The sequence below is a fragment of the Streptomyces sp. NPDC101776 genome, from assembly GCF_044766845.1.
In the GTDB taxonomy this organism is placed as follows: Bacteria; Actinomycetota; Actinomycetes; order Streptomycetales; family Streptomycetaceae; genus Streptomyces.
Map to the genome: position 1 here is coordinate 587,854 of NZ_JBIWMV010000003.1, position 18,901 is coordinate 606,754.

The 18,901-nt window shown below is 69.5% G+C and carries 18 protein-coding genes; 5 read left to right on the plus strand and 13 right to left on the minus strand.

Going from position 1 to position 18,901, the window contains the following annotated elements:
* Nucleotides 1–317 precede the first annotated feature (317 nt).
* Nucleotides 318–1,064: an SDR family NAD(P)-dependent oxidoreductase gene (locus ACIRRY_RS14340; protein ID WP_403971936.1), complete on the plus strand. Its 747-nt coding sequence runs from the start codon at nucleotides 318–320 to the stop codon at nucleotides 1,062–1,064.
* A gap of 291 nt (nucleotides 1,065–1,355) precedes the next feature.
* Here the strand turns inward: ACIRRY_RS14340 and ACIRRY_RS14345 are convergent, their stop codons facing one another.
* Nucleotides 1,356–2,585 carry an RNA-guided endonuclease InsQ/TnpB family protein gene (locus ACIRRY_RS14345; protein ID WP_403971938.1) on the minus strand — a complete coding sequence of 410 codons (1,230 nt, stop codon included), beginning with the start codon at nucleotides 2,583–2,585 and terminating at the stop codon, nucleotides 1,356–1,358.
* A 469-nt stretch (nucleotides 2,586–3,054) separates the two neighbouring features.
* Between ACIRRY_RS14345 and ACIRRY_RS14350 the strand changes: the two genes are divergently transcribed.
* Nucleotides 3,055–3,528 carry a MarR family winged helix-turn-helix transcriptional regulator gene (locus ACIRRY_RS14350; protein ID WP_403972283.1) on the plus strand — a complete coding sequence of 158 codons (474 nt, stop codon included), beginning with the start codon at nucleotides 3,055–3,057 and terminating at the stop codon, nucleotides 3,526–3,528.
* A gap of 151 nt (nucleotides 3,529–3,679) precedes the next feature.
* The gene (locus ACIRRY_RS14355; RefSeq protein WP_403971940.1) at nucleotides 3,680–5,356 is read left to right on the plus strand and encodes an MFS transporter; all 1,677 of its coding nucleotides are present in this window, start codon (nucleotides 3,680–3,682) and stop codon (nucleotides 5,354–5,356) included.
* A 489-nt stretch (nucleotides 5,357–5,845) separates the two neighbouring features.
* Here ACIRRY_RS14355 and ACIRRY_RS14360 read toward each other — a convergent pair whose 3' ends face one another.
* Both ACIRRY_RS14360 and ACIRRY_RS14365 read right to left on the minus strand, forming a co-directional pair.
* Nucleotides 5,846–7,030 (minus strand): cytochrome P450, encoded by a 1,185-nt coding sequence (locus tag ACIRRY_RS14360; protein ID WP_403971942.1) that lies wholly within the window; start codon nucleotides 7,028–7,030, stop codon nucleotides 5,846–5,848.
* Nucleotides 7,031–7,452: 422 nt separating this feature from the next.
* Complete coding sequence (locus ACIRRY_RS14365; protein WP_403971944.1) at nucleotides 7,453–8,019, minus strand: TetR family transcriptional regulator; 567 nt, start codon at nucleotides 8,017–8,019, stop codon at nucleotides 7,453–7,455.
* 98 nt (nucleotides 8,020–8,117) lie between these two features.
* Between ACIRRY_RS14365 and ACIRRY_RS14370 the strand changes: the two genes are divergently transcribed.
* Nucleotides 8,118–9,365 (plus strand): MFS transporter, encoded by a 1,248-nt coding sequence (locus tag ACIRRY_RS14370; protein ID WP_403971946.1) that lies wholly within the window; start codon nucleotides 8,118–8,120, stop codon nucleotides 9,363–9,365.
* Nucleotides 9,366–9,629: 264 nt separating this feature from the next.
* Here the strand turns inward: ACIRRY_RS14370 and ACIRRY_RS14375 are convergent, their stop codons facing one another.
* The 10 genes from ACIRRY_RS14375 to ACIRRY_RS14420 all read right to left on the minus strand — a co-directional run bounded on the left by ACIRRY_RS14375 (nucleotide 9,630) and on the right by ACIRRY_RS14420 (nucleotide 17,970).
* Nucleotides 9,630–10,445 (minus strand): carboxymuconolactone decarboxylase family protein, encoded by an 816-nt coding sequence (locus ACIRRY_RS14375; protein ID WP_403971948.1) that lies wholly within the window; start codon nucleotides 10,443–10,445, stop codon nucleotides 9,630–9,632.
* Complete coding sequence (locus tag ACIRRY_RS14380) at nucleotides 10,438–11,913, minus strand: aldehyde dehydrogenase family protein (RefSeq protein ID WP_403971950.1); 1,476 nt, start codon at nucleotides 11,911–11,913, stop codon at nucleotides 10,438–10,440. The genes ACIRRY_RS14375 and ACIRRY_RS14380 overlap by 8 nt, the downstream gene beginning before the upstream one ends.
* 38 nt (nucleotides 11,914–11,951) lie before the next feature.
* Nucleotides 11,952–12,800, minus strand: coding sequence for an NAD(P)-dependent oxidoreductase (locus ACIRRY_RS14385; protein ID WP_403971952.1), 849 nt, complete (start codon nucleotides 12,798–12,800; stop codon nucleotides 11,952–11,954).
* The gene (locus ACIRRY_RS14390) at nucleotides 12,797–13,576 is read right to left on the minus strand and encodes an SDR family oxidoreductase (RefSeq protein WP_403971954.1); all 780 of its coding nucleotides are present in this window, start codon (nucleotides 13,574–13,576) and stop codon (nucleotides 12,797–12,799) included. The genes ACIRRY_RS14385 and ACIRRY_RS14390 overlap by 4 nt, the downstream gene beginning before the upstream one ends.
* Entirely contained in the window at nucleotides 13,573–14,358 is a 786-nt protein-coding gene (locus ACIRRY_RS14395) for an SDR family oxidoreductase (protein WP_403971956.1), read from the minus strand. Before ACIRRY_RS14395 ends, ACIRRY_RS14390 begins: the two co-directional genes overlap by 4 nt.
* Before the next feature lie 41 nt (nucleotides 14,359–14,399).
* Nucleotides 14,400–15,065, minus strand: a complete 666-nt coding sequence (locus ACIRRY_RS14400) for a TetR/AcrR family transcriptional regulator (protein WP_403971958.1) — start codon at nucleotides 15,063–15,065, stop codon at nucleotides 14,400–14,402.
* A gap of 104 nt (nucleotides 15,066–15,169) precedes the next feature.
* Complete coding sequence (locus ACIRRY_RS14405; RefSeq protein ID WP_403971960.1) at nucleotides 15,170–15,427, minus strand: ferredoxin; 258 nt, start codon at nucleotides 15,425–15,427, stop codon at nucleotides 15,170–15,172.
* Nucleotides 15,427–16,620 carry a cytochrome P450 gene (locus ACIRRY_RS14410; protein ID WP_403971962.1) on the minus strand — a complete coding sequence of 398 codons (1,194 nt, stop codon included), beginning with the start codon at nucleotides 16,618–16,620 and terminating at the stop codon, nucleotides 15,427–15,429. Before ACIRRY_RS14410 ends, ACIRRY_RS14405 begins: the two co-directional genes overlap by 1 nt.
* 25 nt (nucleotides 16,621–16,645) lie before the next feature.
* On the minus strand, nucleotides 16,646–17,482 hold the full coding sequence (locus ACIRRY_RS14415) for a mycofactocin-coupled SDR family oxidoreductase (RefSeq protein WP_403971964.1): 837 nt from the start codon (nucleotides 17,480–17,482) through the stop codon (nucleotides 16,646–16,648).
* A 254-nt stretch (nucleotides 17,483–17,736) separates the two neighbouring features.
* A complete protein-coding gene (locus ACIRRY_RS14420; RefSeq protein ID WP_403971966.1) occupies nucleotides 17,737–17,970 on the minus strand; it encodes a hypothetical protein in 234 nt (77 codons plus the stop codon).
* Nucleotides 17,971–18,249: 279 nt separating this feature from the next.
* Between ACIRRY_RS14420 and ACIRRY_RS14425 the strand changes: the two genes are divergently transcribed.
* On the plus strand, nucleotides 18,250–18,864 hold the full coding sequence (locus ACIRRY_RS14425; RefSeq protein ID WP_403971968.1) for a TetR/AcrR family transcriptional regulator: 615 nt from the start codon (nucleotides 18,250–18,252) through the stop codon (nucleotides 18,862–18,864).
* The last annotated feature ends 37 nt before the right edge of the window (nucleotides 18,865–18,901 follow it).

The window sequence follows — 18,901 nt, forward strand, 5'->3', positions numbered from 1 at the left end:
GCAAAGCGCCGCTGTCGGAACCGGCGTCCGCTGCCGGACCCTGTTGTGGGTGCATCTGTCGCGGCCATCCCGGCAAAACCGCTGCCGTGCCGCCCCTGGACCTTGCGGAGACCTCCGCGCCGTCCTTCCACCGGACCTGATTCAGGACACTCGGCGCGGTAATCCGGCCAGCCGAGCAGCGTCAAGCTAGGAGTGACCCCCGTCACGCTCAACGGTCATGTTCATTAGACGAACAAGCCGCCGCTGATCCCCGGTCCCGAAGCGCACCATCCCTGGAGGACGGCCTTGCCGCTGCCGCCCGGAAGGAGCAGTGACCCATGGCTGGGATGCTGACGGGCAGAACCGCCGTCGTGACCGGAGGCAGTACGGGCATCGGGCAGGAGATCGCCCGCAGGCTCGCGGCGGAGGGAGCGGACATCGCGGTCGCGGACATCGATCCGGCCGACGAGACGCGGGACCTCGTCACGGAAACCGGTCGGCGATTCCTCAGCGACAAGGTCGACGTCTCGGACGAGGACGCGATCAACGGGTTCGCCGCCCGGGTCCGACGTGAGCTCGGCGCCGCCGACATCCTGGTGAACAACGCGGCCGTCGTTCTCCTGGCCGATATCGACCACGTGACCTTCGACGAATGGCGTCGCACCTTCGCCGTCAACGTGGACGGCCCCTTCCTGGCCTCCAGGGCGTTCCTGCCCGACCTGAAGGAGTCCGGGTCGGGACGGATCATCAACATCACGTCCTCCAGCTACTGGACCCCGCCGCCTCCCTTCGTCTCCTATGTCTCCGCCAAGGGCGCGCTGAACGGATTGACCTCCGTCCTGGCCGCCAACCTCGCCACTCACGACATCACCGTCAACGGCGTCGCGGCGAGCCTGGTCCGGACGGCCACGGCCGCGGAGAAGACGAGCGAGTTCTTCTTCGAGCAGACCTTGCGCATGCAGAACATCAAGCGTGTGCAGATGCCGGCCGACGTCTCGGGCGTCGTGGCGTTTCTCGCCTCCGACGACGCCGCGTTCATCACGGGGCAGATCGTCGTCGCGGACGGCGGAGGCACGCGCCGCTGAGGGGGCCCTTCGGAGGGGGCACCCGCCCCCTCTCGGCAACCTCCTGGTCAGCTCCGGCGATGAGATGGCCGTCGACCCGCGCTCCCCGCGCCGGATCCGCACGGTCGAGCGGTGGCATCACCCGACCGCGAGATCCTCCGCAGTCGCATCCTGGGTGACGTGATGCCCGGAAGGGCGTTGTGCGCTCAGGGCCGCCTGACTGTACGACGGATGCGGAGACGGCGGATGCGATTGACATGCTCCTCGGGCTGAACCCCGAGGATTCTGGCCGTCCTCACCTGTTGCTGTGCGCTACGCGGCACAGGTTCGAGTGGGGATTCCGTGGCTTCCTGCTTCTTCGCGCTGTGCCGGGACGAGTCCCGGTCCTACCGGCGCTCCGCAGGCCGATACCGCCAGTCCGGCGGCCTGTTTGACGTTGATCGCGGCGTTGTGGTCGCGATCGTGGACAGTGTTGCAGGCGGGGCAGGTCCACTCCCGCACATGCAGGGGTTTGGGCCCGTCCCGGTACCCGCAGGTCGAGCACACCTGGCTGGTGGGCTCGAACCGCCCGATCTTCACGAACGTCCGCCCGTACCGCTGCGCCCTGTACTGAAGCATGTTCACGAACTGGGCCCAGCCCGCATCGTGCACACTCTTGGCCAGCCGGGTACGCGCGAGTCCGGATACCGCCAGGTCCTCCACCGCGACCGCTTGGTTCTCGCGGATCAACGTCGTGGAGAGCTGGTGGTGGAACTCCTTGCGCGCATCGGCCACCCCCGCGTGAGCGCGGGCGACCTTCAGACGGGCCTTTTCCCGGTTCTTCGACTCCTTCTCCTTGCGGGAGAGTTCCCGCTGGGCTTTCTTCAGCTTCTTCTCCGCCCGGCGCAAAAACCTCGGGCTGTCGATCTTCGTGCCGTCGGAGAGGACAGCGAAGTGAGTGAGGCCCAGGTCGATGCCGATCGCGGCCTCGGGGTCCGGATCGTCCCAGCGGGCCCGGTCCGTCTCGTCGTCGGTGTCGATGACGAAGCTGGCGAAGTACCGGCCCGCCGCATCCAGGATCACCGTCACGCTGGAGGGCACTGCGGGCAGGACACGCGACCACTTCACCCTCACGTCACCGATCTTCGGCAGGGACAGCCGCCCGGCCTCGGTGATCTTCCAGCGGGCGTTGGCGGTGAACCGGATCGCCTGCCGGGTGTCCTTACGCGACTTGAAACGCGGCGCACCCACCCGCTTGCCCTTGCGCTCCCCTTTATGGGAGGCGAAGAAGTTCCGGTACGCGGCCTCGACATCCCGCAAAGACTGCTGCAGCACCACCGAGGAGACCTCACCCAGCCAGCAGCGCTCGACCGTGTGGCGGGCCTGGGTGATCAGCCGTTTCGACAGCTCGGCCGCGCCCGGGTACGGCAGGTCCGCGGCACGGGCGACCTCCCGGGCCCGTACTGCGTCGTTGAACACCACCCGTGCGCACCCGAACGCCCTGGCCAACGCCGTGCGTTGACCGGGCTCCGGGTACAACCGGAAGGCATACCGAAGCTGCATTCGCCGATCGTACGAACACACGACACCCCCTGTCGCCGGGAACAGCCGTTCTCCACCTCACCCCTGCGGCCCGCAACGTCCGGCTCCGCCGCAACGACACCGTGTCGCTCCGCCCCACAATCACGAGATCGGCTTCACCACCGGCGTGAACGCCGATGCACTGCCGATGAACCCGGTAGCGGGACGGCGCCCAGGCATGAACCGGGACAGCCAAGCGCTCCTGCCGGCCGACGGACTCGTCCGTCGCAGGCTCGGTGGCGTCCGACCGGCGCAACAGCCCTCGCACCGTCCCCGGGGCCACTCCGCTCACCGCCGGATCACATGAGCCCGCGGCGCGTGCACGTCTGGGGTGCCGGACCGGAACGTACCGATGATCAGGTGGGCGCCAGGAGTCGAGCCGGCTACCACTCACGTGATTAGTATGTTGACATAGGTTTACTTTCATAGGTAACTTGGAGTCGTGACCGGAATCAGTGAGGCTCGTCCGAGCCAGGGCGTCGACCAGGTGGCCGCAGGCCTCGTGGCGTGTCTGCCCGCGCTGAACCGGTACGTCAAACAGAGCATCGACCGGCGACTGCCCTACCCTCAGCTCCCCGAGCGGCAGTTGGCCCTGCTCCAGTACGTTGCCGAGCACGACGGCGCGACCGTCCACCAGGCTGCCGACGCTCTGCGGATGATGCCGAACAACGTCAGCGCCCTGGTCACCCGCCTCACCGACGCGGGCCTGCTGGAACGGCACCAGGACGACGCCGACAAGCGCGTCGCGCACCTGCGTGTCACCGCCGAGGCCCGGCAACGTATCCGCCAGGCCGAGGACGTCGCGGCGCGACAACTCGCGGCCGCGCTACGGACTCTCACGGACGGCGACCGCGACGCCCTCGGCTCGGCGCTCGGCGCCCTCGAGGCTCTCACCCGGCGCCTGCGCGACCACTCCGCCGCCTGACCGTTCGGCCCTGCTCCATTACACCCACCGCCCTTGCCGCCGCTGCGGCAGGGCTGGGTGTGCTGCCCCTTGCGCAGGCCCCGCACACAGCTCGCTCCCACATGTCCACGCGCCCCAGCCGCGCTCCGCACGTCCCGAGGACAGCTCACACATGTCTGTCACCGCTGTTTCCACAGCGCACACTCCCGTATCCGACCCCCACCCCCGCGGTCTTCGCGCCAACCCCTGGCTGACGCTGATCGCCGTCGGGCTCGGTCTGTTCATGGTCGGCCTCGACGGCTCCGTCGTCTCGATCGCCAACGCCGAGATCGCCCGCGACCTGAGCGCCACCACCGCCGAACTGCAGTGGGTCACCAACTCCTACCTGCTCGCCCTCGCCGCCGCCCTCATTCTCGGCGGCAAGCTCGGCGACCGCTTCGGCCGCCGCACCGTCTACCTCGTCGGCGTCGTCGGATTCACCGTCGCGTCCGTCGCGATCGGCCTCGCCGGCTCGGTCGAGGGTGTCATCGCCTTCCGGGCCTTGCAGGGCCTGTTCGGTGCGCTGCTCATGCCCAACACCCTGGCGTTGCTGCGGGCGGTGTTCCCGCCGAAGAAGTTCGGCATGGCGGTCGGCATCTGGGCGATGATCTCGTCGGTGGCCACCGCGCTCGGCCCGATCGTCGGCGGACTGCTCGTCCAGCATGTCAACTGGGAGTCCGTCTTCTACATCAACGCCCCCATCGGCGTGATCGCCCTGGTCTTCGGTCTCGTTGTACTGCCGCAGTCCAGGAACGAGGCGGCGGCGAGCGAGAAGTTCGATGTACCCGGCGTCGTGCTGCTCGCGCTCGGACTGATCGCTGTCGTCTTCGGCGTCGTCAAGGGCGAGACGTGGGGCTGGACTTCGGCCGGCACGTTCGGCGCGATCGGCGGCGGCGTCGTCGTCCTGGTCCTCTTCGGCTGGTACGAGACTCGTGTCGCGCACCCTCTCCTGCCCATGCGGCTGTTCCGCAACCCGGCTCTGACCATCGGTACGATCGTCACCGCGCTGAACTTCTTCGTCCTGCTCGGCGCGATCTTCTTCGTGATGCTGTACCTCCAGAACGTGCACGGCTTCACGCCCGTGGAGTCCGGTGTGCGCACCCTGCCGCTCAGCCTCGCCTCCATGGTGGCCTCGCCGCTCGGCGCGAAGCTCACCGAGAAGTTCGGCCCGCGCCTGACCATGCCGCTCGGGATGGTGTTCCAGGCCGGCGCCGCGTTCGCGATGCTCGCGTGGAGCGCCGACTCCTCGTACGCCGCCATGTGGCCGCCGTTCGTCGCGCTCGGTCTCGGCGTCGGCATGGTGATGGCCGCGTCCTCCGACGCGATCGTCGGCAACGCCCCCGTCAAGGACGGCGGCATCGCGGGTGGCCTCCAGGCCACCTCGCTCCAGGTCGGCGGCGCGCTCGGCACCTCGGTACTCGTCTCCCTCATCAGCAGCCGCGTCGGCTCGACTCTCACGGACTCACTGACCGACGCCGGCGTTCCCCACTCGGCGGCCGCTCGCTTCGGGGAGGCGAAGGACGCGGTCGCGATGGGAGTCGCCCCGGTGTCCGACGCGATGCCCGCACAGCTCAGGGCAGCCGTGGTGGAAGGCAGCCACACCGCCTTCATGACCGGCGTCCACACCGCCGTCCTGGTCACCGGCATCCTCGCCCTCGTGGGCGCCGCCCTGGCGGCGTTCGGCCTCCGAGGCCGGGAGGACGGAAACCACGAGACCAACGAGAACAACGAGCACGACACGAAGGTGCCGACCCCGGCCGCAGCCGCTGACCGGGCCTCCGCCGGCGTCCCGGTCAAGTCATCACCCTGATCTCGCGGGGGGGGGCCGGCAAGTGGGCCGCGTGGTGGCCCACCCGGACGGTTCGTACACGGTGGAAGCGCCGGACGCGGGAAGCTGCGTGCTCCATCGCCTCCGCCGACGGCTACCAGCCGCAGGCGTCCACCGTCGTGGTCGGCGGCAAGCCGGTCTCGTACGACATCCTGCTTCGAGTACACGGTCACGGCGGCCGACTACACGCCGAAGGCCACCCACCTGACCGTTCACGGCTCCGGTGTGGAAAGCCACGACATCGAGCTCTCCCACTCGGGCGAGTGACACTCGCCCGGTCGGACACGCCCTTGCGTTCCGGACGTGCCCGGCCTGGTGGTGAAGGACCCTGGACCCGGTGAACCCGGACCGGTGGCGGCGGCCTGTCGCCACCGGCCCGGGTTCACCACGAAAGTTCTTCCGGCTCTGACTCGACATCGGCGAGGACCGCTACCCGAGCATCTGGGACACCGTGGCGGACGGTACCGCCTCTCAGGACCAGTACAGGCGCAACGGCAGGGACTGCAGATGCCGGACGGTGAGTTCACGCTGGTAGGCGAGCCGCTCCGGTGGGACCGCCGGCTCGAAGCGTTGCACCGTGCCCAACAGCACCTCCACAGCGATGCGCACTTCGAGGCGGGCGAGGGCGTGCCCCAGGCACGTGTGCGCTCCCCGGCCGAACGCGAGGTGCGCGTGGGGCGAGACACGATCGAGGTCCAGCTCGTCGGGCCGTTCGACCAGCTTCGCGTCACGGTTGCCCGCGCCGAAACTCACCAGAAGACGAGCGCCGGCCGGAACCGGACAGCCGCCGATCTCGGTGTCACGGGTCGCGGTCCGGAACAGTCCCTGAACCGGCGATTCCAGCCGCAGCGACTCCTCGACGAACGTGGCGAGCCGCGACGGGTCCTGCCGCAACCGGTCAGCCAGCCGCGGATCCTCGGCCAGCAGCCTGGCGCTGCTGCTGATGGCATCGGCGGTCGTCACGTTACCGGCGAACAGCAACTCGATGACAAACAGCGTGGCGTCCTCCGCGCCGAGGCCGGCGGCCGCGATCGTATGCAGAATGGTGGTCTCCTGCTCGACACCGGCCGCAGCCTCCAACGCCGGGGCCAGGAGGGCACCGAACTCCTCGCAGGCCAAGCTGAAGCCGGCCGGGTCGGGTGAACCGACGAGGGAGGAAAGCACCTTCTCCGAGAGCCGCCGCATCACACCGGTGTCCGCTTCCGGGATGCCCAACAGCGTGGCGATGACGGCGATGGGCAGCTTGACGGCGAAGTCGGTCACGAAGTCGACCTCCTCCCGTCCACGCAGGCCCTCGATCAGCTCCGCGCACATCGTCCGGATCTGCGGCTCGAAGCGGGCGACCCGGCCGGACGTGAACGCCCTGGCCGCCAGCCGCCGGCGTCGACTGTGCTCCGGAGCATCCGTGGTGACCAGATAGAACGCGGCCCCCGTCTGCTCACTCCCCGGTTCGACCGGCGTGAGTCCGAGCGTGTCGCGCGAGGAGAAGGTCTCGACATCACGCAGCACCGTGTCGACGTCCTCGGCCCGAGTGACCATGAAGGCGCCCGCCTCCTCGACGAAGGGCACGCCTCGCTCTCGCAGTTGGGAGTACAGCGGGTAGGGGCAGTACGCGGCCTCGGGTTCGACCTGGATATTCCTGTCATGGCTGGACATGGGTTGCTCCCTGTTGTCCGTTCAGCAGCTCACTGACATGGGGAAGACCTGACCGGCCATGCTGCATGGACTCCGCCCGTGCCGACAGAACAGCACCGTTGAACGAACAACACCTGCCGCCTGATGAGAGCTGCCGGGTCGGAGAGACGTGGTGCCGTAGCCGCCGGCAGGTGAGCACTTTCGCCGCCGAAAGCAGTCGAGTTCTGGTGTCAGACCCTGCCCCTGCTGGTCGGCCGGGAGGCCGGATCGCTGATGGGGTGGCGTGCCCGCCGGGCAGTGGGGCGTGAGCACACCGGCGCCGAGGTCAGCTGGACCGTCGCCCATCGCACCTTCGTCGCGCGTCCCGGCGCGGAGGACCAAATCCTGCGTATCGCTCGGCAGTTACGGCTCAGGACGCCCGACTCCTCCCCCTCGACAGGGCGCTACGCCTCACCTTCAGTCGCTGTCGACAAGGCCTGGACCGCCTGGGTGACATCCGTACGGAGGTCGTCGAGGCTGTGGTCGGGGCCGAGCACCATGCGCCGCAGCTGCGGCATGGCGATGCTCCAGCCGGTCAGGGCAAGGGTGAAGAACACGCGGGCGCGGGCGTCGCCGGCCCGGCCGCCCGACGCCGCGGCGTCGATCTTGTCCTGGTAGTGGGCTGTACGGGCCTCCTCCGCGGGAACCGGCCGGTCGCCGATCTCCAGTGCCTCCCACATGACGAGCCGCAACGCCTCGGGGTGGGCATGGTGGTAGTCGAAGAGACGCCCGGCGTATACGGGGAGGTCCTCGCTGGGGGGTACGGCGTCGGCGAGGTCGGCCAACACATGTTCCAGGACGACTGCGAAGAGCTTGTTCTTGTCGCCGAAGTAGTCGTAGATGGCGCGCTTGTTGGCCTTGGCCTCGGCGGCGATACGGTCCACCCGCGCACCGGCGACGCCGTGCGCGGCGAACTCCGCGGTCGCCGCCGCGAGGATACGTTCCCTGGTCGCTGTGGAGTCGTAGGCCATGCATCCCATGCTAACGAACTGGTTCGTTTGACGTATCAAAGGTGGTCGTGTCAGGGTCGAAATTCGAACCATCCAGTTCGTTCGGTTGGAGATATGTGATGTCCCGGAACGATCCGCCCCTTCCCGAGTCGCCGGGCATGGGGCGCAGGCTTCCCCTCCTCATGGCGCTGGCCTGCGGTGTCAGCGTCGCGAACGTCTACTTTCCGCAAGCCCTGACCCCGCTCATCGCCGACGGTCTCGACATCTCTCCGGCCACGGCGACGGTCGTGGCGACGGTGACCCAGCTCGGCTACGCGGCCGGGCTCTTCCTGCTGGTCCCGCTCGGCGACCGCCTGCCGCGCCGTCCGCTGATCACCGGACTGCTCGTCGTGACCGGCCTCGCCCTGCTGGCCGCCGGTCTCGCCCCGGCCTCCGGTCTGCTGCTCGCGGCCGGCAGCGTGGTGGGCCTGGCGACCGTGGTCCCGCAGCTCCTGCTTCCCATGGCCGCGGGGCTGGTCGAGCCGGACCGGCGTGGCAGTGTGATCGGCACCCTGCAAGCCGGACTGATCGGCGGCATCCTGCTGGCCCGCACCTTCGGTGGCGTCCTGGGCGAGCACCTGGGCTGGCGTGCGCCGTACCTGGTCGCCGCCGCTCTGACCGCACTGCTCGCCGTGGTCCTCGGCCTCGCCCTGCCCAGCACCGCCCCCGCCGTACGGGACCGCTACCCGACGCTGCTGGCCGACACCCTGCGCCTGCTCCGCGACGAGCGGCAGCTTCGGCGTTCCGTGTACTTCCAGGTCACCGTCTTCGGCGGGTTCAGCGCCGCCTGGACGGCGCTGGCCCTGCTGATCACCGGCCCCCGGTACGACATGGGAACCCAGACCGTGGGCCTGCTGGCCCTGATCGGCGCGGGCAGCATGTTCTGCGCGCCGACGGCCGGCCGCCGGGTCGACCGGCTCGGCGCCGACCGGTTGAACCTGTGGTGCATCCTGGCCGCCCTCGCCTCGGCGGCGGTGCTCACCGCAGGTCTGCTGGGCGGAGCGCCGGGGCTCGTGGGGCTGGCCGTCGGGCTGCTGCTGCTCGACGTGGCGGTGCAGTGCGGCCAGGTCGCCAACCAGGCCCGCATCTTCGCCCTCCGGCCCGAGGCTCACAGCCGTCTCAACACCGGCTACATGACCTGCGCGTTCCTCGGTGGCAGCGCCGGTTCATGGCTCGGCACGCGCGCCTACACCGCACTGGGCTGGGGCGCCGTGTGCGCGCTGATCGCCGTCACCGGGATCATCGCGCTCGCCACGTACACGACCGGCCGCCCCAGGCGCTACGGCAGCCAGGGCGACCGGCTCCAGCCGGTTGCCTCCGCCCGCTGAGCACCGGCGCGATCAGCGCCTGATGCACCGGTGCCGGCCGTAGGCACGCCCCCGCCCCTGGGCGGGAGGCCGGGTGGTAACTGCCGTATGGGTAAGCACAGTTACCAGGCTTTAGCTGCGGCCCGTGTGTTGGCGATCGGCCGAGAACGTCAACCCGAGCGGCGGGCGAACTCGTACCTCTCCCCCGCAGACCGAATCTCGCACACCCTCTTCGAGGCGACCGGAAGTACTCCGTTAAACGTCGGCGCGGGCTCTGGCTCCCCGTCAGCCGGGCCTCTTGGACCACGCCGCCTCGACCGCGTCGGCGAGGGCTTCTCCCTTGGCGAAGCCGTAGTACGCGGCGAACTGCAGCACGATCTCGTCCATCTCCTCCTTGGTGATGTCGCCGGAGTGGAGCGCGGCGGTGACGTGCGACCGCAGTGGGACGGGCGAGTCGTCGAGGGCGACGCAGGCGACGGTGATGATCCGGCGTTCGCGACGGGTCAGTCCGGGGCGCTGCCACACATGGCCGAAGACGAAGCCGAGGATGCCGGCTTGCCGGTACGGCGAGTTCGTGGGCGGTGCGGGGAGGAGGTTGACGTCCGTGAATTCCTCGGCGCCCCGCTTGAGTCGCTCGTCCCAGGCGTCGGGACCGAGCGTGTCGTTGCCCAACTGGGGCCAGGGCGGTGTCTGTTCGCCGCGCTCACGATGGATGCGGTCCCACTGTCGGGCGACGGCGCCCTCCAGGTGGGAGGCCTTGGGCCAGCCGCAGTACACCGCGAAGTGCAGGACGAACTCCAGCATGGGTTCCAGGGCGATGTCGCCGGACGCGAGTGCCGCGTGGACGTGGTCCTCGATGGGCTGGGGTGCGTCGGCTGCGGCCACGCAGGTCAGGGTGGTCCAGCGGCGGTCCCGGCGGCTAAGGCCGGGGCGCGACCAGACCTCGCCGTACAGGAAGTCGCGTGAGGCACGGCCGAACGGGGTGCGAGCCGTGGGCGGTTGGCGGTCGGGGAGCACGTCGGTCAGGGTCCGCACTGCGGGGTTGTCGTTCATCTCGGTCTCCTGGGGCGGGAGTTCGGGCGGGTCGTCACGCTCACGCACGGATGAAGACGTTCTTGGTCTGGAGGAACTCGTACAGGCCCTCCTTGCCGCCTTCTCGTCCGTAGCCGCTCTGCTTGTAGCCGCCGAAGGGGGCGCCCGGGGGCTGGCCCGAGGCGCCGTTGACGAGGACGGTGCCCGACTGGAGCTGCGGGACGACGCGTTGGACGCGGGAGACGTCTCGGGTGTGCAGGGCGGTGCCGAGGCCGTAAGGGGTGGAGTTGGCCAGCTCGACCGCCTCGTCCTCGGTCTCGAAGGGGATCAGGGCGAGCACCGGGCCGAAGACCTCGTCCCGGCCGACCTCGCCGTACGGATCGACGTCCGCGAGGACGGTCGGGTCGATGAAGTAGCCGTCACGGTTGTCCGGGGGCAGGGTTGAGGGGTCGGTCGCGTGGCCGCCGACGACGACGCGGCTGTCCTTCGCGGCGCGTTCGACCATGCCGAGGATGCGTTCGTGCGCTGCCTTGCCGATGACCGGACCGAGTGCCGTCGCCTGGTCGAAGGGGTCGCCGACGCGGAGGGCGGCAGCCGCCGCGCCGGTGGCGGTGACCACCCGGTCGTACACTTCGCGGTGGACCAGCATCCGGGTGGTGAGGTTGCAGCCCTGGCCGGAGAGGGTGAAGCAGGAGCGGACGGTCTCGGTGACGGCCTCGTCGAGGTCGGCGTCGGCGAAGACGATGTTGGCCGTCTTGCCGCCGAGTTCGAGCACGACGGGCTTGAGGGTGTGGCGGGCCGCGTCGAGGATCTTCTTCGCGGTCGGGATGCCGCCGGTGAAGGAGATCTTCGCGACGTCGGGGTGGCGGACCAGCCGGTCGCCGGCTTCCGGGCCGCCGGGCAGGACGTGCAGCACGCCCGGGGGCAGCCCGGCCTCCAGGGCGATCTCCGCGAACCGGGCCACGGTGAAGGGTGCCAGGTCGGGAGCCTTGACCACGACACAGTTGCCGGCCGCGAGCGCGGGGGCGACCTTCATGCCGACCGACATGATCGGGCCGTTCCAGGTCAGGATGATCCCGACGACGCCGTACGGCTCGGGCACGGTGTAGTCGAGGCCGGGCACCATGCGGGGGCTGGGCGGGATGGTGGCGCCCTCCAGTTTGTCCGCCCAGCCGGCGTAGTAGCCGAACCAGCCCGCGCTCAGATGGGCCAGGGCCGCGGACGTGCGGATGGGCACACCGAGTTCGAGGGCGTTGATCCGGCCGAGCTCCGGCACACGCTCAAGCATCAACTCCTCCACGCGCTGGAGGATGCGGCGGCGTCGGTCCGGGGACATCCCCCGCCACTCGGGGAAAGCGTTCTTGGCCGCCGCGACGGCCGCGTCGACCTCCTGCGGCCCGGCGAGCAGGACGGTGCCGTTCGTGCGGGCGGTCGCGGGGTTGACGTGGTCCTGCGGGCCGGCGGAGGTGCTGTCGAACCAGGTGCCGTCGACGAGGGGGCCGGTGGTGCCGAGGTCATGGGACAGGGCCGTGGTCATGTCGGTGCCGCCTTGGGGTCGTCCGGGTGGGGCGGGGGTCAGGTCGCCGGGCGCCGGCCCAGCGTCGCCAGGGTGTGGGTGGTCAGGTCCGCCAGGGTCTGGGGCCGGGCGGCACGGGCCGTGTCGGCCACATCGAGCAGCAGGCCGACGTCCTTGTGCAGCAGGGGCAGGGCCTGACGCAGTCCGTCGGTGTTGAAGCCGGAGGCGGCGAGGATGGCCGCCGCACGGCTTCCTCCCGTGCCGTGGGCCAGTACCTGCGCGACGGCGGCCCGGTCGATGCCGAGGCCGTCGGCGAGCGCGTAGGTGTCCAGCGCCAGGCCGACCTGCGCGGTGAACACGAAGTTGTTGAGCAGCTTGGCGAGTTGGCCGCTGCCCAGCGGTCCGAGGTGGATCACCGGGTCGGCGAAGGCGCCGAACACCGGGCGGCACCGGGCGACGTCCGTCTCCCGTCCGCCGGCCATGACCAGCAGCCTGCGCTGTGCGGCAGCGCCGCCTCCCCCGCTGACCGGGGCGTCCACGACGGCGATCTCCCGTTTGGCGGCCTCGTCGGCGACACGCCGGCAGGTGTCGGGGTGGACGGTGGAGTGGATGGCGACGACTCCTCCGGGAGCCATGCCGGTCAGTACGCCGTCGGGTCGCAGCAGTACGTCCTCGACGTCAGCGTCCGCGACGACGCACAGGCACACGAGGTCGCTCGCGGCGCCCAGGTCTGCCGGCGTCGCGGCCACAGTGCCAGCCGTGTCGGCGAACCCGTCCGTCGACGTTCGGCGGCGCGCCCACAGCGTCAGAGGGAAGCCCTCTTCGGCGATCCGGCGGGCCATCGGCGCGCCCTGGCTGCCCAGTCCGATGAAGCCGACCCGTGTGGTGGGTGCGTTCGCGCCGGTCACAGCCGGGTGACCCAGCCGCCGTCGACGCTGATCGTCTGCCCGTTGATCCAGGCGCCGGCCGGGGAGGCGAGCAGGAGGAGGGGGCCCAGGAGGTCTTCGGCGGGGGCGGACTTCTTGCCCGGGATGGCGGAGGCCAGGGCGGCGCGTATGGGGTGGTCGGCGGGGAGGCTGCGCATCCCGGGTTCGTTCTCGACCAGGCCCGGCGCGATGGCGTTGACGTTGATGCCGTGCGGGCCGAGGGAGCGGGCGAGGCCGACCGTGACGTTGACGAGGGCGAGTTTGCTGACGCCGTAGATGCCGCCGCCCATGAAGGCGCCGGCGGAGACCTGGTTGATGATCCGTCCGCCGCCGCGTTCGATCATCGACGCCTTGACCGCGCCCGCGCAGACGACGGCGCCGAACACGTTGACGCGCATGACCCGGTCGAACCAGTCGCCCGGCAGGTCCAGGATGTCGACCTGGGGGATTTCGGCCATCAGGGCGGCGTTGTTGACCAGGATGTCGATGCCGCCGAAGGCGTCGGTCGCCTGTGCGGCCATGTCGGCGGCGGAGGCGCGGTCGGTGATGTCCACCCGCACGCCGAGTGCGTGCAGGCCGTCGGCGGCGAGAGCCTTGGCGGCCTGCTCGGCGCCCTCGCCGTTGAGGTCCGCGAGGACGACGGAGGCGCCGGCTTCTGCCAGTGCGCGGCCGTAGACCTGGCCGATGGCACCGGCGCCGCCCGTCACGACGGCGACCTTGTCGTCCAGGCGGAGCCGGTCGATGGTGCTGCTGCTCATGGGGCGTCCTTCGTCAGACGGGACAGGTAGGCCTCGACATCGGCACCGTGTTCGCGCAGTTCCTCGGCGGCTTCGGGTGCGGTGAGGATGAGGAAGCGGTCGTGGGTGACGCCCTCGGCGACGAGTTCTCCGACCGAATCGGCGTCCAGGACAGGGAAGTTCGGGCCGCGGGGCGGGGCCGGTTTCCCGTAGAAGGCGATCTGCTCGACGATGTTGGTGGCGACGCCTGCCGGGCACAGGCAGGAGACGCCGATGCCGCGCGGACGCAGGTAGAGGGCGAGTGCCTCGGACAGTCCGACGACGGCGTGCTTGGTCGCGGTGTACGGCAGCCGGTCGTACCCGTAGGGCAACAGGCCTGCCGTGGAGGCGGTGTTGACGATATGGCCCGACCCCTGCTCCAACAGGTGAGGCAGGAAGGCGAGGTTGCTGCGGACGACGCCCAACAGGTTCACGTCGACGACGCGTTGCCAGGCTTCCAACGGGATGTCCTCGACGGGGCCGACGGCGAGGATGCCGACGTTGTTCATGACCAGGTCGATCCGCCCGAAGCGGTCGAGGGCCAGCTTCCGGACCGCCTGAAGGTCGTCGAGGCTGGTCACGTCACAGACCGCGGGGACAGCCCGGTCACCGAGTTCGTCGGCGACCGTCTGGGCCCGTTCGTCCACGAGGTCGGTGACGACCACCCGCGCGCCGCGCCGGGCGAAGGCATGGGCGGCGGCACGGCCGATCCCGCTGCCGGCACCGGTCACCACCGCCACGGCGTTGTGCAGATCGATGCTCATCGGACGCTCGCTCCTCCGCTCGCGGGTGGGAATGCGGGTGTTCAGGGGTACAGCGGCAGGGCGGGCTCGCTCGGTCCGCTCTCGCCCAGCACGACCTCGGTCGTGGCGGAGAGCGGGGCCCGGAGGAAGCCGACCAGGCCGTCCAGCAGGTCACCGACGTGAACAGCGAAGGGCAGCACGCTTCCGCCCCGCGTCCGGGTCCGCTCACGTTGGGCGGCGGCGTGCACGCCGAAGGCGAGAACCTGCGCGATGCGATGACCGAGCAGCGGTTCGGGAAGATGCGGAAGGAGCGCGCCGATCCGCTCGACGAAGTCGGTGGTGGGCTTGGCGAGTTCGGCCGGAAGACTCTCGAAGAGATCCCGGCGACCGTGTTGCTGAAGCATGGCGACGAAGCTGAGGTAGTGGCTGCCCTCCTGCTCGCCCTGTTCCAGGACGGGCAGGATGTGGCATTCCACCCACGCTCGGAGATCATCGGGGCGCCGGCGGGCCACCAGCAGCCGCCGCCGCTCGTTCAGGTCCGGCAGGCGGTACTCGAAGATCTCCTGGACCAGGCGTTCCTTGGATCCGAAGTGGTACTGCACCGCCGTGTTGTTGCCGTTCCCGGCCTCCGCGCTGATCTGGCGCAGGGACACCCCTTCGAGGCCGTGGACGGCGAAGAGCCGCTCGGCGGCCAGGACGATCTGCTGTTTCACGGACGGTTGCACCACGGCGGCAAACCCCTTGGAGATTCTTGTTATGCAGGTTCGAGAATTCTATTTCCGAATATCAGGGATCTATCTGCGTCGTGCCGTGAAACCAACTGCCTCAACAGTCAGCCAACGGAACGGGACGACGGAGCGGCCGAGGGCGGGAACACCCGCTCACCGCTCCGGGCGTCGACTATCCCGATGGCCTCGATCGGGCAGGACTCGGCGACTTCCAGCACCTCTTCGGAGGCCGGCAGGCTCTCGGACCGCGCCCGTCCCTGTCCGTCCTCGTCGAGACGGAACTCCTCCGGTGCGGCGGCCACACACAGGCCCGTGCGGACGCAGACCCGCTTGTCGACCGTGACGGTCCAGCGGTCGGCCATCACCGGGCTCCTTCGACGACCAGCGGCAGGGTCTTCCAGCCGCGTACGGTCGAGGTCTGCGCCAGTTCCGCCTGGTCCCAGTCGACGTCCCAGCCGGGGAACAGTTGCAGGAGTTCCTCCGCCGCGATCCGGCCTTCCAACCGGGCCAGGGCGGCTCCCAGGCAGTAGTGGGCGCCGACACCGAAGCTCATGTGCTGGCTGACCCGGTGGATGTCGAAACGGTCCGGATCCTCGAAGCGCCTGGGGTCACGGTTCGCGGCCGCCTGGACGAACAGGATCGCGCTGCCCGCCGGCACGGTACGGTCGTACAGCTCGACGTCCTTGGTGACGTACCGCGCGGTGAACGGGCCGGTCGGCTCGAAGCGCAGGATCTCCTCGATCGCGTTCGGGATCAGGGACGGGTCGGCGGCCAACTCCCGTCGCGCGTCGGGGAATCGTGCCATGAGCGCGCCGAACCAGCCGACGAGGCGGCCCGTCGTCTCGTTGCCGGCGCCGGCGACGACCGTGCAGTAGGTGAGGACCTCCTCGTCGGTGAGGGTGCGGGTGACGCCGTTCTCGTCCTCGAACTCGGCGGTCATCAGCTCGGTCATGAGGTCGTCGGAGGGATGCTTCTTGCGCCACTCGATGTAGTCCCTGAAGGCGTCCGTGCTGAGGATCTCCTCGTGGTTGATCTTTCCGCCGTCCTGGGTGCCCAGCGTGTCGTCGGTGTAGTCGCGGATGGCGGGCTGGTCGGCCTCCGGGATGCCCAGCAGCATGCCGATCACCCGCATCGGCATCTCCGCGCCGACGGCCTCGACGAGGTCGAACCGCCCTGCCCCGGTAACCGGTTCGAGAGCCCGGCGGCAGAAGGCGCGCACGCGCGGTTCCAGGGTGGCGATACGGCGGGGTGTGAACACCCGGGCGAGCAGGCGGCGATGGATGTCGTGGACGGGCGGATCCTCGAAGATGAGGGTGCCGGGCGGGAGTTGGACGTCCGCCTGAACGATCTCCAGAATGTCCCCGCGCGCGGAGGAGAAGGTCTGCCAGTCGGCGAGACCGCGCTGTACGTCGGCGTAGCGGCTGACGGCGTAAAAGTTGTGCTTGGCGTTGTGGTACAGCGGCGCCTCTTCGCGGAGCCGGGCGTACAGCGGGTAGGGGTCGCGGGCGAGGGCGGGGTCGTAGGGGTCCCAGTAGATCGTGTCGGTGGTCGTCACGGACACAACTCCTCTGCTGTACGGCTCACTTGAGCAGGGCGCCGGCGTCGATGGGCAGGGTCACTCCGGTGATGAAACGGGCCTCGTCGGAGGCGAGGAACAGGACGGCGTTGCTGATGTCCAGCGGCTCGACCCACGGGGTGGGAAGCACGTGCATGCCCTGCGAGACGGCCGCGAAGTCGTCGACCGTGGGGTTCTCCAGGTCGGGGCGGAACATCCGGTAGGTGGCCTCGTGCATCACCATCGGCGTGTTCACCTGGGTTGGGTGCAGGGTGTTGACACGGATTCCGCGCGCTCCGAGCTCCCCTGCCATCGTGCGCATCAGCCCCACCACGCCGTGTTTGGCGGCGATGTAGTGACCGATGTTCGCGTAGCCCTTCAGACCGCCCACGGAACTCGTCAGGATGACCGAACCGCCCCGGCCGCCCGCCACGATGTGCGGGGTGGAGACCTTGGCGGACAGCCAGACGCCGGTCAGGTTGACGTCGATCATGTCGCGCCAGGTCTTCTCGTCCATCGCGTCGAGCGTGGCCCCGTCGCTGCCGATACCGGCGTTGGCGACGACGATGTCCAGCCGCCCGAACTCGGCGACACCGTCGTCGACCGCGGCCTTGAGCGCGTCGTGGTCGCGTACATCCACCTGCACGGCGTGGATGCGACGGCCCAGCTTCTGTACCTGGTTGACGGTCTCGTCCAGGTCCTCGGGCGTGGACATGGGGAAGGTGACGCCCTCGAGCTGCTTGCAGACATCGACAGCGATGATGTCGGCGCCTTCTTCCGCCAGCCGTACGGCATGACTGCGCCCTTGACCACGGGCTGCTCCGGTGATGAAGGCGACCTTGCCCTCGACTCGTCCGGGCATGACTGACCTCGATTCGTGAGTGAGCTGGAGTGCGGCGAGTTGGGTGGCATGGGCGGGAGAGGCCGGCCGGACATGGAGTAAGCGGCCGTTGGGGACCGATGCGAGGAGGAGCGGTGCGGCGACGCGCTGTTTCACGGACGGTTGAACCACGGCAGCAGACCCACTGGAGATCCTTGTTATGCAGGTTCGAGAATTCCATTTCCGTATGACAGGAATCTAGATGCGTGGCGGTGTGAAGTCAACTGCCTTAACAGTCAGTCAATGGATCGGGGGAGCGGAGCGGCCGAGGGCGGGAACACCCGCCCACCGCCGTCCGTTTCCGCGATGGAGATGTCCTCGACCGGGCAGGACTCGACACTCCCCGTCACTGGCTCGAACGCCGGGAGGGCCCGCGTCGAGGAGGAGCGGGAGCGGCAGATCCTCCTCATCACCGCGAGGAGACCCGGGCCGAACTCGCCGCGCGCGCCGAACGCCACCGCGAGGCGCATCCGCAAGCGCTCACCCACCGTCTCGCGAAGACGGGCAACGAGCTGCTGCCCGAGGCGTCCCCGACCGTGCCACTCACGCTGACGACGGCCCTCGGCCGGGTCATCATGATGTGGAGAACACGTTGGGCATGACGGCTCGTCACGCGGAAGCCCTGGCCTTCGCGGAGCAGTTCCTCCAGCGCCACGAGGGTGGCGACGCGGAGACCTGAGGGTGCGCGCGAATCACATTCTGATCAGTGGTAGATCTTTGTTCGCGTCGTCGAGGAGGGTGAGCACACCGTGGATCAGGCAAAGGCACGTGGACCGTACGCCAAAACACCGGCCCGCAGGGCGGAGATCGTCCGCGCGGCCCGCGGCAGCTTCGCCGAGCACGGATACGCCAAGGCCTCCCTGCGCGACATCGCGGAACGGGCCGGCATCACCCACGCCGGGCTCCTGCACCACTTCCGCAACAAGGACGAACTCCTCGCAGAGGTGCTCGCCGACCGCGACTCCGAGGAGTGGCAGCGGGGCTTGGACGAGGTCGAGCGACCGGACCAGCTCGGCCCCTACCTCGCCGAACTCGTCCGCCACCACCAGAAGACCCCCGAGCTGATGCGGCTCTGGATCGAACTCGCGGCGGCGGCCTCAAGGCCCGATCACCCGGCGCACACCTACTTCGTCGAGCGTTACGAACGCAGCCGCGCCCAGTTCGTCGACGGATTCCCGGACGAGGCGGCCCGCGGCAGGCTCCGTGAAGGCGTCAGCCCCGAGAGCGCCGCGGTTCTCTTCCAGGCCGTGCTCAATGGGCTCCAGCTGCAGTGGGTCCTCGACCAGAACCTCGACATCGTGGGGCCTGTCACTGACTTCGTCCGACTGCTGTTCACCCGGGACGACGCCGTCGACGCCGTGTGATCAGTCCCGGACAAGGTCCAAGAGCGGCCGAGCCGTG